17 protein-coding genes are annotated in these 13,228 nt (G+C 69.7%); 7 read left to right on the plus strand and 10 right to left on the minus strand.

The window, feature by feature from the left end; genetic code table 11:
• Positions 1-139 precede the first annotated feature (139 nt).
• From ACRWND_RS28945 to ACRWND_RS28980, 8 genes are all read right to left on the minus strand, one after another.
• Positions 140-316, minus strand: coding sequence for a hypothetical protein (locus ACRWND_RS28945; protein WP_431954610.1), 177 nt, complete (start codon positions 314-316; stop codon positions 140-142).
• Between the two features lie 74 nt (positions 317-390).
• Complete coding sequence (locus ACRWND_RS28950; RefSeq protein ID WP_431954612.1) at positions 391-2,199, minus strand: ABC transporter ATP-binding protein; 1,809 nt, start codon at positions 2,197-2,199, stop codon at positions 391-393.
• Positions 2,200-2,247: 48 nt separating this feature from the next.
• Positions 2,248-2,553, minus strand: coding sequence for a transposase (locus ACRWND_RS28955; RefSeq protein WP_431954614.1), 306 nt, complete (start codon positions 2,551-2,553; stop codon positions 2,248-2,250).
• Between the two features lie 41 nt (positions 2,554-2,594).
• Positions 2,595-3,572, minus strand: coding sequence for a hypothetical protein (locus ACRWND_RS28960; protein ID WP_431954616.1), 978 nt, complete (start codon positions 3,570-3,572; stop codon positions 2,595-2,597).
• The gene (locus ACRWND_RS28965; RefSeq protein ID WP_431954618.1) at positions 3,569-4,183 is read right to left on the minus strand and encodes a flavoprotein; all 615 of its coding nucleotides are present in this window, start codon (positions 4,181-4,183) and stop codon (positions 3,569-3,571) included. Before ACRWND_RS28965 ends, ACRWND_RS28960 begins: the two co-directional genes overlap by 4 nt.
• Entirely contained in the window at positions 4,180-5,166 is a 987-nt protein-coding gene (locus ACRWND_RS28970; RefSeq protein ID WP_431954620.1) for an LLM class flavin-dependent oxidoreductase, read from the minus strand. The genes ACRWND_RS28965 and ACRWND_RS28970 overlap by 4 nt, the downstream gene beginning before the upstream one ends.
• A 66-nt stretch (positions 5,167-5,232) precedes the next feature.
• On the minus strand, positions 5,233-6,513 hold the full coding sequence (locus ACRWND_RS28975; RefSeq protein WP_431954622.1) for a M16 family metallopeptidase: 1,281 nt from the start codon (positions 6,511-6,513) through the stop codon (positions 5,233-5,235).
• Positions 6,510-7,787 carry a M16 family metallopeptidase gene (locus ACRWND_RS28980; protein WP_431954624.1) on the minus strand — a complete coding sequence of 426 codons (1,278 nt, stop codon included), beginning with the start codon at positions 7,785-7,787 and terminating at the stop codon, positions 6,510-6,512. The genes ACRWND_RS28975 and ACRWND_RS28980 overlap by 4 nt, the downstream gene beginning before the upstream one ends.
• 159 nt (positions 7,788-7,946) lie before the next feature.
• On the opposite strand from ACRWND_RS28980, the gene lxmK reads away from it, so the two are divergent.
• The 6 genes from lxmK to ACRWND_RS29010 all read left to right on the plus strand — a co-directional run bounded on the left by lxmK (position 7,947) and on the right by ACRWND_RS29010 (position 12,133).
• The gene (gene lxmK, locus ACRWND_RS28985; RefSeq protein WP_431954626.1) at positions 7,947-9,065 is read left to right on the plus strand and encodes a class V lanthionine synthetase subunit LxmK; all 1,119 of its coding nucleotides are present in this window, start codon (positions 7,947-7,949) and stop codon (positions 9,063-9,065) included.
• Positions 9,065-10,024, plus strand: a complete 960-nt coding sequence (locus ACRWND_RS28990) for a T3SS effector HopA1 family protein (protein ID WP_431954628.1) — start codon at positions 9,065-9,067, stop codon at positions 10,022-10,024. Before lxmK ends, ACRWND_RS28990 begins: the two co-directional genes overlap by 1 nt.
• A 28-nt stretch (positions 10,025-10,052) precedes the next feature.
• On the plus strand, positions 10,053-11,348 hold the full coding sequence (locus ACRWND_RS28995; RefSeq protein ID WP_431954630.1) for an NAD(P)/FAD-dependent oxidoreductase: 1,296 nt from the start codon (positions 10,053-10,055) through the stop codon (positions 11,346-11,348).
• Positions 11,349-11,551: 203 nt separating this feature from the next.
• Positions 11,552-11,707, plus strand: coding sequence for an LxmA leader domain family RiPP (locus tag ACRWND_RS29000; RefSeq protein WP_401522233.1), 156 nt, complete (start codon positions 11,552-11,554; stop codon positions 11,705-11,707).
• Between the two features lie 55 nt (positions 11,708-11,762).
• Positions 11,763-11,927: an LxmA leader domain family RiPP gene (locus ACRWND_RS29005; protein ID WP_431954632.1), complete on the plus strand. Its 165-nt coding sequence runs from the start codon at positions 11,763-11,765 to the stop codon at positions 11,925-11,927.
• Between the two features lie 38 nt (positions 11,928-11,965).
• Entirely contained in the window at positions 11,966-12,133 is a 168-nt protein-coding gene (locus tag ACRWND_RS29010; RefSeq protein ID WP_431954634.1) for a hypothetical protein, read from the plus strand.
• A gap of 83 nt (positions 12,134-12,216) precedes the next feature.
• On the opposite strand, the gene ACRWND_RS29015 is transcribed toward ACRWND_RS29010, so the two are convergent.
• Both ACRWND_RS29015 and ACRWND_RS29020 read right to left on the minus strand, forming a co-directional pair.
• A complete protein-coding gene (locus ACRWND_RS29015) occupies positions 12,217-12,528 on the minus strand; it encodes a transcriptional regulator (protein WP_431954636.1) in 312 nt (103 codons plus the stop codon).
• Positions 12,528-12,944, minus strand: coding sequence for a hypothetical protein (locus tag ACRWND_RS29020; RefSeq protein ID WP_431954638.1), 417 nt, complete (start codon positions 12,942-12,944; stop codon positions 12,528-12,530). Before ACRWND_RS29020 ends, ACRWND_RS29015 begins: the two co-directional genes overlap by 1 nt.
• Positions 12,945-13,049: 105 nt before the next feature.
• Here ACRWND_RS29020 and ACRWND_RS29025 point away from each other — a divergent pair.
• The coding region (locus tag ACRWND_RS29025; RefSeq protein WP_431954640.1) for an ATP-binding cassette domain-containing protein at positions 13,050-13,228 on the plus strand (179 nt) is incomplete at its 3' end.

The raw sequence follows: 13,228 nt of genomic DNA on the forward strand, positions 1-13,228 counted from the left end.
GTCTTTTTACAGTCCCAACCTGTCACCCAAAGCTGCAGCAGACCCCCGCCTGCTGCGGTTGCTCTCGCTTCCCTCAAGGGGAAGCTTCATCACATTGGTGCGGGGACCGCTGCCCAGCGGGCCCCGCACCAACGCGCTTTCACTTCGATGAGGGGCGTGTGAGCGTCGCGATCGTGCGCACCAGGAGTCGTATGTGGTGGCCGGTGTGAAGGTGGTTGGCAACGAGCGCGGCGCCGGCTCCCACGGCGGCGGCTGCTGCGCACGCCAGTACTTCGATGGCCAGTGAGTGCGAGGGTGAGAGTGTGCTCGGTGCCACGGCATCTCCTTCATGGCGGGGTTCGGACGGAGGGTGAAGACAGGGCGAGATGGCGCGCTGTCCTTTGTTTCTTCTCAGGCGGCTGCGGCCACGTCTTCACACACCGGAGCGTCGGGAGAGGTGGCGATGACCTGCGAGGTCACCAGGGCACGGTAGGCGTCGCAGCGGTCCATGAGCGTGTGGTGAGGGCCGGCGTCGACGACTTGGCCTTGGTCCATCACGACGACGTGTTCCGCGTGCTGGACGGTGGACAGCCGGTGGGCGACGACGATCACGCTGCGCTCTTGGGCCAGGTCGTCGACCACGGCTCGGAAGCGCTGTTCGTTGATGCCGTCGAGCTGGCTGGTGGGTTCGTCGAGCAGGACGATCTCGGCCTGAGAGAGCAAGGCTCGGGCCAGGGCCATGCGCTGGCGCTGCCCTCCGGAGAGGTTGATGGCGCGTCCCAGCATCGTGTCCAGGCCTTGTGGCAGGCGGGCGATGTCCTCGTGGAGGCCGACTGCTTCCAGGGCGTGCTGAATGTCCTCTTCGGCGATCGGGGTGGTGCGTCCCAGTTGCAGGTTCTCGCGGGCTGTCGCCTCCAGCAGGGTGAAGCTCTGGTCGACGTAGGAGATACGCGAGCGCAGGGCCTCCAGTGGCCATTGGTCGATGTCGTGTCCGAGGACGGTGACGTGGCCGCTGTCCGGTGTGTCGAAGCGGTCGATCAGCGAAAGTGCTGTGGTCTTTCCGGCTCCCGAGGCGCCGACGATTGCGGTCAGGCCGCGCTGTTTCGTCGTGAAGGAGGTACCGCGCAGTGCGGGACTCGTCGCGCCCGGGTGGGTGTAGGTGACCTCGTGCAGGGCGATGGCGTCGCTGCCGGGGACGGCGTCCGGTTCGGGCAGGTTCTTCGTGGCTTCCGCTTCCTGAGGCAGCGCCAGGAGTTCGTTGCAGCGGTTACGTGCGGCCAGGCCCGCCTGGATGCGGCCGAAGCCCTGGGTCAGGGCTGTGGCCGGGGGGATGGCCTGGAGGATGTAGAGGATGAAGGCAGCGAAGTCGGCGATGCTGAGGTCGCCGGCGGCCATGCGTGAGCCGCCGGTGAGGATTACCGCGATCATGGCGAACTGGTTGCCCAGGGCGGTCACCGGCGGGATCGCGGTCTGCAGCTTGGCGCCCTCCACGGAGACGGCCCGCAGTTCGTCGGCGTCGTGTGACAGGCCGCGCAGGGCCAGGCGCTCGGCGCGGTAGGCCTTGATGGTCGTCAGCGACTCCAAGCTTGCCGTGAAGCGCTGCGCGATGCGGCCGATGGCGTTCTGCTGGCCGGTGACGTTGTCCTTGACCCGGCTGATGATCATGGTGAGGACGATGGTGACGATGGCCAGCGAGGCGACGGTCACCAGGGTGAGGACCCAGTCGATCCAGGCCATCACGCCGAGGGTGAACACGACGGTCAGGGCCGAGAGGGGCATCTGCGCGCCGACGTCGACGACCTGTCGCATGAGGAGGGCGTCGGAGGTGATACGGGTGGTGAGGTTGCCGACGCCCTCGGCGCGCATTCGCGCCATGGGAAGGCGCAGGGCGTGGTCCATGACGCGGGTGCGGATGCGGTAGATCATCTGCTCGCCAGTGCGGGCGAGGAGGAAGCCGGAGGCGGCCTGTGTGGCGGCTCCGACCACTGCCGCGACGCACATCCAGGTGATGGGGGTGGTCAAGGACTGGTCGGTGGCGAAGCGGGTGATGATGTCCTTGACCAGCAGGGGTACTGACAGACCGGCGGCGGTGGCGACCAGCGCCAGCAGGACGGCGGCCGCCAAGGGGCCAGGCTGCGCCAGCAGTTCGCGCCGCAGCTGGAGGGTGGCCGAGGGCGCGGCCGGAGACGGGGAGGCTTCGGATGGTTTTCTGCGGGACATGGTTCTCCCTGAGAGTGTGGTGGCCAGCCGCGGGCGGGCGAGAGATGGTCAGCGGGCGTTGAACATGCGGCGCGTGGAGGTGGCGCGCAGGGCGAGGTGGGCCTCGCCCAGGGCGGTTTTGAGGCCCTTGATCTCCCCGAGGAGCTCCCGCTCACGGCGTGTGGCGGTCGATTGCTGGGCGGGGGGCTGGAGCCCTACGTGGCCGGCCTCTATGAACTGGCGGCGCCAGACAGATATGGACTGTGCGGACACGCCGGCGTGGAGGGCGGCCTGCGACAAGGTGATGCGTCCTGCGAGCAGGTCCAGGACGATGCGCGCTTTCTCCTCGGCCGGCAGCACAGGTACTCGTGGCATGACTGTCCCCTCTGCGGGTGGTCGGTGCGGTGTCGGGCGGTTTAGTAGGTGCTGGTGAGCGCGGCGTGTCCGTCGTTCTCGAGGAGCTCGGCCAGCATGGGTATGTAGCCGTGGAGCTGGTCGTTCCAGCCATGGAAGGCGGCGACGGCCAGGGCGTGGGTGGCGATGCGGACGATGCAGCCTGCGGCGAGGGTGGCGTCGTCGAAGTTATCGCCGTAGGCGTTGAGGAGGGCCGTGCGCAGGCGGTCGGGCAGGGGCCAGTCGAGGCCAGCGTGACGGGCCGCGGCGGTGTACTCGATCAGCTCGCCCAGCAGGCAGGACAGGTCCGTCTCGCGGTGGCCTGCGGCAATCTCGCTGCCGGTGAGCAGGTGGGCGGCGGGCGGTTGGGGGGCGGTGTCCGGCTGCAGGTGGGGCGGGTCGGGTACGACGAGGCTGCCCAGGGAGCACCATCCGTGCAGCAGGACGGTGCTGTGCGGGTCCGGGCGGGTGCGCATGTGCTCGGTGTAGTCCTGCAGGGTGGTCCAGCGTGCGGTGCCCAGTTGGGTGCGCAGCCGGTAGTGGAAGGCGGCGGCGGCGCGCGGTCCGCGGCCGCTGGTGAGGTAGTGGTGCAGGCGTTCATGGCTGCGCGGGGGGCCGAGGTCGTCGCCGGTGCCGGCCGAGGTGTCGTGCAGTGTGCGCAGTCGGCTGCCCAGATTGGTGATCAGGCAGGTGAGGCGGTCGTCGCTGTCGTTTTCGGCGGGCACCATCAGGGCGGCGAAGCTGTAACGGCCGTGCACCTGCCAGGTGTGTTGGGTGGGGGTGGCGTGCAGGGGCGCGGCGAAGCGCAGGGTCGGCGTGTCAAGCGCGGTCAGCCGGGCGAGGGCGCTTGCGGGGATCGGTGGGTAGGTTTCGGGGTTATCGCGGCCCGGGCTGCGCTGCCACAGCAGCCGTCGGTCGGGGGTCTGCAGGACGCGGGTGATCTGGTAGCCGGTCCCGGACTCGTTGATGACGTTGCTGTCGGCCAGGAGGGGGAGGGTCATGCGGCAGCCTCCTGCTGCCAGGAGCGCAAGTCTTCCAGGGCGGCCACGGCGTGGGGCAGGAGGGCGGCGGTGCCCAGGCCCTCTTCGCCGGTGGACATGCTGACACCGCTGATGGGCGGGAGGACGCTGACGTTGTCGCGTTCGGCCAGGGCGATGACGTGTTGCTGGTAGGTGGGGTTGAGGTGGCCGCCGGGCGGCAGGGCCGGGCACACCACGAGCGGGGCCTGGGTGCACTGCAGTGCCAGCAGTGTGGGGGTGTCCGCCAGGCCCAGGGCGAGGCGGGCGGTGAAGTGGAGGGTCGCCGGGTGGACGAGGATCGCGTCGGGCCAGGCGGCCAGCTCGACGTGCAGGGCGCTGTGCGGCTCGTCCGGCCAGACGTCGATCATGGGCGGTTGGCCGCCGTTGGCGGCGGCGACGGCGGTCACTCCGGCGAAGCGCCGGGCTGATCGGGTCATGACGCAGCGGATGTCCAGCTGGGGGTAGCTGTTGTGCAGCCACCGCAGCCACATGGGCACGAACATGGTCTGGACGCCGCCGGTGGCCACGTACAGCAGACGCGTGGCGTTCAGGGCGGGGGGCGTGTCGGGGACGAAGGGCTGGGCGGAGGTCATCGCTTCTGCTCCCGTTCCTCGACTGCGCTGAGGATGGCCGAGAGGTCGTTCAGTGCGGCGCCGGCGCCTTCGGCCAGGTGGACGCCGCCGACGTTGACGATGACCTCGTCGACGCCGGCGGCGTGGAAGTCGGCGAGCCGGTCGGCGATCTGCTGTGGGGTGCCGTGCACCAGGACGTTGTGCTCCACCAGCAGGCGGGCGCCCTTGTCGGGGTCGGCGGCGTCGGCCGGTACGCCCGCCTGCTGCAGCATGTCGGTGTAGTGGGGCGCGGAGAGGTGGGTGCCGGCGGCGCGTTGGGCGATGTGGACAAGGTCGCGGCCCGGGCGTTGGACGGCGCACTGCACGACCGCGGCGAGTTTGGGCAGCGGGCGGGAGGCATCGGCGCGTGCGTGGCCGGCGCGCAGGGCCGGGGCGATGCGGTCGGCGATCCAGGACGCGGGGGTGAGCCAGGTGATGGCCCAGTCGGCGATCTCGCCTGCCAGGCGGGCCATAGATTCGCGCAGCACGCCCAGGCCCACTTCGACGGGCGGGGTCTCCAGGCCGGGCAGGTTGATGCCGCTGGTGGCCCAAGGGCCCTCGCTCGCCTCGGCGACGCCGTTGTTGGCAAGGGTGCGCAGCATGGTGGCGTATTGGCGAGTGGTGCGCACGGGATTGTTGTAGGGCGAGCCCAGCAGGCGCTCTTGCAGGACTGCGGCGCCCGGCCCGATGCCGGCGACGAACGGCCGCTGGGAGAGGGCTGCGGCGGAGCGGGCGTTGAGTGCGGCGGTGAGCGGATGGCGCATGGGCATGACGGAGACGGCCGTGCCGTAGGCCAGGTCCAGTCCCAGTGTGCTCAGGGCGGCGAAGAGGTGATGGGTCTCCATGGTGAGGGTCTGGCCGCACCACAGGCGGTTGCTCGAGGTTTGTTCGGCCAGGCGGGCGTAGGAGACGACGCTGCCCAGTTCGGTGGGCATGGCTGCGTAGATGACGCTGGTGGTTGGCATGGTGTGAGTCCTTCTGGCCGACCGTGTGCGCGCTGGGGGCGCGTTGTCGGGCGGTCTGGCAAGGGGTCAGGTCAGGGCGGCGGCGTGGGGGTCGGCGGACAGGTCGCCGCAGAGAAGGCCGTGCATGCGGGACGGGTGCCAGAGGCGGGCGATGTCGGTTACGTCGGCCCGGGACAGGGCGGCGATCGCCTGTGGGACTTCGGTGACGCCTGCCGGGCCGAGGCCCGAGGTGAGGTAGGACATCAGGCAGGCGGCGCGGGTGGTCTGTTCGCCCAAACCGAGGGTGTACTTGCCGACGGTGTGGCGTACTGCCGTCTGCAGTTCCTGGTCGGTGGGGCCGTCCTGGGCGAACGTGGTCAGGATCTGCTGCAGCCTGTGCCAGGCGGTGAACGCGTGGGGCGGGGCCACGTCGGCTTCGATGACGATGACGTCGCTGTCCAGGTGGTCGGTCAAAGTCGCGGACGTGCGGTAGGCCAGGCCGTGGCGTTCTCTGAGGTCGGTGTTGATGCGGGAGGAGAAGTTTCCGCCCAGGAGCAGGGAGGCCACCTGGGCGGCCGCGAACCGGGGCAGGTCGCCTCGCGTGGTGCAGGGGGCGGCGAGGCGCAGGTGTGTCTGGGCCCAGCCGGGGCGGTGCTGCAGGTGCGGGCCGCGGTCGTGCGTCGGCGCCTGGGCGCTTGCCCGGTGCTCTTCGGTGTTCGAAAGCGGGTCGGGCCAGCAGGCCAGCACGTCTTCCAGGCGGGTGGCCAGTTGTGGGGAGGCGAGGTCGCCGACGACGACGAGGTGCGCGCGCTGCGGGCGCAGGTCCTTGTGGGCGCGGCGGACGTTGGCGGCGGTGACGCTCCGGATGTGGGTGGCATCGGCGACGGGATCCGCGTAGGGCGGGAGGTGGCCGTAGTAGTTCTGCCACAGTCGGCGAGTGGAGTCGACGGCCGGGACGGACGCCACCAGGGCGGCCTGCTGTGCGGCCTTGGTGCGGGCCTGGTGGATGGCGTCGTCGGTGGCGTCGAAGGCCAGCACGCCGGCCAGGGCGTCTGTCAGCGGGCCCGTGTGCGAGCCGGCGCAGGTGAGGGAGACCATGAGCCACTGCTGGCGGCGGGTGACGGCGACCTGCCCGCCCACGGTCTCGAAGGCGGTGCAGGCGGGCAGGGCGGGCAGGGTCGCCGCCAGCACGTCCCAGACGGCCGTGTCCGCAGCGGTACGCAGTGGGACCTCGAGGGCCAGGTGGGCCTGGAGCAGGGGGACGGTGGGCAGCGGGGACAGAACCAGGTTCGCGCCGTTGCCGCAGGGATGGTCGACGATGTCGATGGGCGGCAGCATCAGGTCGATCGGGGGTGCTAGGGACGTCATGCCGCTGCCTCCTCAGGGCGCGGGGCGGGCAGCAGGTCGACCACGGCGCTGCCGTCTTCTTGGGCCAGGTGGGATGCGGTCCGGCGCACGGTGTCGGTGTCCACGGCCGTGATGGCCTGCGCCAGGTCTTCGATGATCAGTGGGCGGGAGAAGAGCAGCTGGCCGCGGGCGAGCGCGCGGGTGCGGTAGGCCAGGGAGTCCAGGGACTGGTAGAGCGTGCGCTGCACGGCGTGGGTGGCCTGCTGCACGGTGGCAGCCGGAAGGTCTGCGGCCAGGGTGCGCAGCTCGTCACGGATCAGGTCGACGGCGGTGGCCGACGGCAGTTCGTCGGGGCGGTGAACCACGATGACGAAGGTGTCGGGATCGGTGGCCATGAGGGGGCCGAAGAACCCGACGCTTGAATCCACTCGGGCCGCGTGGGCAGCCAGGCGTTGCGTCAGCCGGCCGGTGGTGCCGCCGGTGAGGATCTGGGAGAGGACCAGATGGGCGGCGTAGTCGCGCAGGTCATCGGTCACCGGTGGCATGCGGTGTCCCAGGGCAAGGGCGGGGCGGGGGGCCAGGGCGTCCCGGCGGGTGGTGTGCTGTGGTTTGCGGATCGGCTCCTGCAGCGGGGCGGGGCGAGGCGCCGGGCGGGCCGGCAGGTCGGTGAAGTGCCGGGTGGCGGCGTCGAGCAGGCCGGTGGCGACGGTGTCGGCGCACAGGGCCACGACCGCGTTGCCCGGGCCGTAGTGGGCGGTGTAGAAGGCCTGGCAGTCCTCGACGGTGCCGGCATCGAGATCGGCGAGTTCTCCGTAGCCGTTGTGCGCATTGGCCCACAGCTCGTACAGGGCCTGGGGCAGGACGGTCCAGGGGAAGCCGCCGTAGGGCTTGCCGTCGACCTGCAGCGCGATCTCCTGCTTGACGACGTCGCGCTGGGTGTCGAGGTTGCGCTGGTCGACGCGCAGGTGCGCCATGCGGTCGGCCTCCATGGCCAGCACCTGGTCCAGCTGGTGGGCGGGCACCACTTGGTAGTAGTCGGTGTGGTCGGGGAACGTGTGCCCGTTGACCGTCCCTCCCCATTCCTGAATGCGCGCGAAATGCTCACCGCGCGCGACGTTGAGCGAGCCCTGGAACATCATGTGCTCGAACAGATGGGCAAAACCGCTTCGCGACAGCGGCTCGCTGCGAAATCCCACCCGGTAATGCACTGATATTCCGACACCGGAAACACCCGGTGTTCGCTGTGCCACGACCCTTAGACCGTTCGGCAGTTGACGAGTCCTCACTTCGGCCATGGCACCGGATTCAAGAAGAGTCGAACCGGTGTGGCAACCTTTTGTTGCGCCCCACACACAGTCTTGAAGCCACGGAGCAGGGTTTTCAAACCTGAGCGTCAACTAACGGGGAAAGTTGAGCGTTGCGGCCGCTTCGGGGGCGTCCTTATGGTCCATGGCATGGCGAAAAGCATCGGCATTCGAGAACGGGCCCCCCGTTTCCAGCCGGTCGACCTCGCAGGCGTGCCGCATGTGAACGCGCTGCTGAGCCGGCTGAATCTGGGAACCTTCGACCCGCACACGGTCACCAGTCCCCGCGGCCGCAATGACAACTGGGCCGGCACCACCGAAAACGGGGCTCACGTCTTCGTCAAGCAGTTCGGCACCGCGACCGACACGACCCGCTCCGCCCGCATGCACCGCACCCAACTGGTGTGGGAGGCCGGCCGTGACCGCCTGGCCACCCCCGAGGTGCTGGGCTGCGATGTGGACAACGGCCTGGTCGCCTTCGCCTATCTCGAGGACGCCGAGAACGGCGCCGAGCTGCTGGCCGACGACGCCTTCGACGAGACACTCGCCGAGCAGGCCGGCGCCCTCGTGGCGCGGCTGCACGGGCTCGATCCCACCGGCTTCGACACCGACGAGCACCCGCTGCCGCCGCTGGGCCTGCTGGCCGCGCTGCCGCTGCAGCGCTACGCCAACGCCTCGTTCGCCGAGCTGGAGATGTGGCGGCTCCTGCACGCCGACACAGCCCTGATCGAGGCGCTGCACACACTGCGTGCGGCCGACAGGGCAGGCACGGCGGCCGCCCGGTGCCCGGTCCACGGGGACCTGCGCGTCGACCAGTTCCTGCGGGCCGGCGACCGGCTGTTCTTGACCGACTTCGAGGAGACGCGCCTGGGCGACCCGGCCCGGGACGTGGGCGCCTTTGCCGGGGAGTGGCTCTACCAGGCAGCCACCCGCATCCCCGGCGCGCTCGCCGAGGCCTCCCCCGTCGGCCACACCGTCACCCACGAGGAGATCGTGTCCACCGGCGCGGTGGAGGTCGAACGCTGCGCCCCGCTGGTGCGCGCCTTCTACCGTGCCTACCTCGCCGCCGCGCCGGAAGCGGTGCGCGCGGACACGGCTTTGGCCTCTCGCGCGGCCGCCTATGCCGGATGGCACATGCTCGACCGCATGCTCGCCGCGGCGCAGTCCTCCGCACGTCTGTCGCCCATCAACAAGGCTGCGGCGGGCATCGGACGCACGGTCCTGCTGTCCCCGGCCGAGTTCACCACGACTCTTGGTTTGGAGGCCTGATGCCCACCACGTTGAATCTGGCTGCGCGCGTTGCCGGCCTGCTGGATGAGGTGAAGGTCTTCGATGGCGGGCACCGGGCCGAGACCGGCGGGGAGGTCTACGAGAGCAGCAGCCCGCAGGCGCTTATCTCCCAGCTGGCCTCGGTGCTGTACCAGACCCTGCACACCGGGCGCAGCACGCCTCTGGAGGCCACCCCCCGCACGTGGCGGGACGCGGCCTTCGACGCACGGCTGAGCCAGGTGCTGGAGGGCCGCACGCTCACCCGTGAGGCGACGGTGGTGGGCAGCGGCGCGGAACACACAACAGTGATCTTGGACGGGCTGCGGGTCTCCGTCCCCTCGTCGTCCCTGTGCGAGGGCGGGCAGACGACTGCTCAGGTTCTCGTCCCGGCAGCGCGCCCGGGTCTGTCCCCCGGCTTCTTCCTCGCCGGCTCCCAGGCTCCCACCGGCACCGGTCCTTCGCTGCGGCTGTATGCCCACCTGACCGACCCAGAGGCCGCCGTGCCGGTGTGGCGCGAGACGGTCGGCTTCCTGGACCGGGCCAGAACGCCGTGGCGGGCGAAGATCTCCTCCTCTCCGCTGCTGTACCCGCGCACCGACGCACTCGTCATCTATCTGCCGCGCCCGGGCTGGAAGAGGGCCCGGGCCTGCGCCGAGCATCTGCAGTCCACCGGGCTCCTTGCCTCTGGCACCTCTCCGTTCGCTCGTCCGCTGACCGAGTCGGTGGCGTGTGCCTTCGAGCCCAACGACCAGCGCCCGGCACGCCGCGGCATGAGCTTTGGCCAGCACCGCACGCACGTACTGGCCGAGGCGCTGGTGCGGCACGCCACGCTTCCGCCCGGGTCGACCGAGTCGCTTGAGGAGTGCCTGGTGGCGGCGTTCATCGACGCCGACATCGATCCGGCCGAACCCGCCCGCAACCTGTCCTCGCCGCTCGTGGACGTCCTGCCCACCTTCTGACCCCGCCTCTCGACGAAAGGCACTGCTCATGTCCGAGGCATCCCAGTTCGACGTCATCGTCATCGGCGGCGGCCCCGCCGGTGCCACCCTGGCTGGCCTGCTGGCCAAGCGCGGCCGCAACGTGCTGGTCCTGGAGCGGGAGTCCTTCCCGCGCTACCACATCGGCGAGTCCATGGTCACCGGGATGATCCCGGTCATGGAGGAGCTTGGTCTGGTGGACGAGCTCGAGGCCCGCTTCCAGCGCAAGACCGGCATCAACCTGGTGTGGGGCGCCGACCCGCAGCCCTGGCGCACCGACTTCAGCGCCACAGGCGGCCTGTACGACCACTCCTGGCACGTCAAGCGTGACGAGTTCGACCAGCTGCTGCTGGATAACGCCCGCAAGCTCGGGGCCACGGTCCTGGAGCAGGCGCACGTCAGCGACGTCGTCCAGGACGAGCAGGGCACGGTGACCGGCGTCGTCTACAAGCACGAGGGCATGACGCATCGCGCCAGCGCGGCCTACACGGTCGACGCCTCGGGCCAGAACCGCACCATGACGCGCAAGCTCACCGAGGTGACCTTCCAGGAGGACCTGCGCAATGTGGCGGTGTGGACCTACTTCCAGCGGTTCACGCCGCTGGAGGCGCCTGACGACATTCTGGTGGAGGCCATCGAGGGCGGCGGCTGGATGTGGGGCATCCCGCTGTCGGAGACCGAGCTGAGCCTGGGCTACGTTCTGCCGGCCAGCCAGCTCGCCGATGCCACCGCCCAGGGGCGCTCGCGCACCGAGGTCTTCCTGGAGGGCTTGGCGGCCAGCCGTATAGCCAAGACGATGGTCGATCCTGCCGATGCCGGCGAGATGCGCACCGCCCGCGACTGGTCGCACGTCAGCGCGCGCTTCTTCGGGCCGGGCTGGGTGGCGGTGGGGGACGCGGCGTGCTTCATCGACCCGCTGTTCTCCTCCGGCGTGTGGCTGGGGACCTCGGGCGCCTGGCTGGCCGCCCGGGCGCTGGACGCGGTCCTGGACGATGCGAGCCTCGGGGAGCAGGCGCTGGGCCGGTTCAACGACGTCTACCAGCAGCTGTACCGCGACATCCTGGCCTATGTGCGGTACTTCATGGACCCTACGCGGCTGCGGGAGGAGTACATGGAGCGGGCCCAGGCCATCGGGCGCACCTACATCGAGAACTCCCGGGTGGGCTTCATCAGCCTGATCTCCGGCATCAAGTCGCTGCCCGAGCTCGTGAGCTTCGACCCCATGGGCATGGAGGGGATCCAGGAGGTCATGCAGGAGCGCGCCGAGCGGGTCGCGGCGGCCAAGGCCGCCCGGGAGGCCGGCTGAGTTCCGGCATCAACTAACCGGCGAAAGTTTCTCTTGAACGGCGAACTCCGAAGGTAGAGCGGATTTTCGGTCAAGCACCGTGGAAACGGCTCTCGACCGGCTGATCGCCACAGTGGTGAACTCTTCTCGTCAGCAACCGCAGGCCGAAAGAAAAGCGGCCAGGCTGCTGGCACCAAGGAGAACAAAACACACTGGGAGTTGAAATGAACGAGAAGCTCATCGCTGGCTACGCCGCCTACACCACCGCGGACGAGTACGGCACCGCCGCCACCGGCGAGGCCCCCGCGTCCGCGGAGACCGTGGGCATCTCCATCGCCTCGGTGGCCCTCTCCATCATGTCGGTTGTCGACAAGTGCTGATCGCCTGGATTAGTCCTGCTTGACCAACTGACATTCGCTGGAAAGGGTTCCGAAAATGAACGAGAAGCTCATCGCTGGCTACGCCGCCTACACCACCGCGGACGAGTACGGCACCGCCGCCACCGGCGAGGCCCCTGCCTCGGTCGAGTCCGTCAGCTGGGCCGTGTCCGGCGCGGTTGTGGGAGCGAGCATCTCGCTGACCGTGCAGAACGGCTGCTGATCTGGCTTCAGCAGCCATGCGTGAAGGATGTGCCGATCGTGAAAGAGAAACTTCTCTCCGGGTACATGCACTACCTCGGCGCCGATGAACTCACCGAGTTCGTTGCCCCGTCCGAGGAAGCGGTATGGGCTCGCGTGGCGACCGCGCCGGCAAGTCGTGACAGTGGACTTGCGGTGAGCATCCTGCCTGTATCGGTCATCTCCTGATGGCCACCCGTGGTGCGGCCCCCCGGCGCAATTGCCGGGCGGCCGCGCCGCAGCCGTGTTTGCCCACCCGCCGGTGCAGTCGTTCAGGCGCGGTGGTCGTTGCCATGCCGTGCTGCGGTGACGGCGATGTTCTGCAGTTCGGCCAGGTGGCCGGCCAGGGCGGCGCGTCCATTGTCGGTCAGGGTCAGCCAGGTGCGGGGGGTCTTGCCGACGTGGCCCTTGCGGACTTCCACATAACCCGCGCTCTCCAGGGCGGCCGCGTGTTTGGACAGGGTCGGGGCGGTCAGTTCGCAGTACTCCTGTACGGCCCGGAACTCCGCCTCGTCGCACCCGGAGAGGAACGCGGCGATCCTCAGCCGGGTCGACGAACGGAAGGCCTCATCGAGGCCGTCCATTACCTGCGCACCTTCTTCGCCAGCGACACCCAGACGATGGCGCCGACGACGGCGCCCATGGCGAGGAAGGCCCAGCGGGTCTGCGGAGTGGCGTTCATGGCGCCGATGACGTATGCGGCGCCGGCGATGACCAGGGTGGACTGGGTACGGGCGGCCGGTCCGCGCACGCCGACCACGCCGCGGCGGGCGCGGATGCGGTTGAGCAGGACGCGCGCGCCGAGGGCCAGGCCGACGCCGACCAGGACGCCGGCCACACGCACCCAGGCGCTCTCGGCGCCGATGCCGGCCACGGCCACTCCGGCGCCGATCATCAGCGCACAGACCGGAGGCGCCCAGGCGGGCAGGGCAGGTGTGACCGAGGCCTCGTAGGAGGTGCGGGCGGCGGCCAGGTTCTTCTGTGCTTCCTCAGCGTCCATGTTTCCATCCTGGCATGCAGTTTCCATTTCGGCAAGTACTTCCGACGAGGAAAGGCCGGCGCCTCGTCGGCCGACCTTCAAGCCCCATCAGCAGGAGAAGTCCCCGTGACAGCACTCAAAATCGACAACCTCACCAAGCACTACGGCTCCCACATCGCCCTGGACGCCCTGTCCTTCCAGGTCGACGGAGGCGACATCTTCGGCTTCGTCGGCAGCAACGGCGCCGGCAAGACCACCACGATGCGCATCATCGTCGGGCTTCTGGCCGCCGACAGCGGGGTGGT

This window comes from Actinacidiphila sp. bgisy167 (assembly GCF_965342175.1).
Classification (GTDB): Bacteria; Actinomycetota; Actinomycetes; order Streptomycetales; family Streptomycetaceae; genus Actinacidiphila.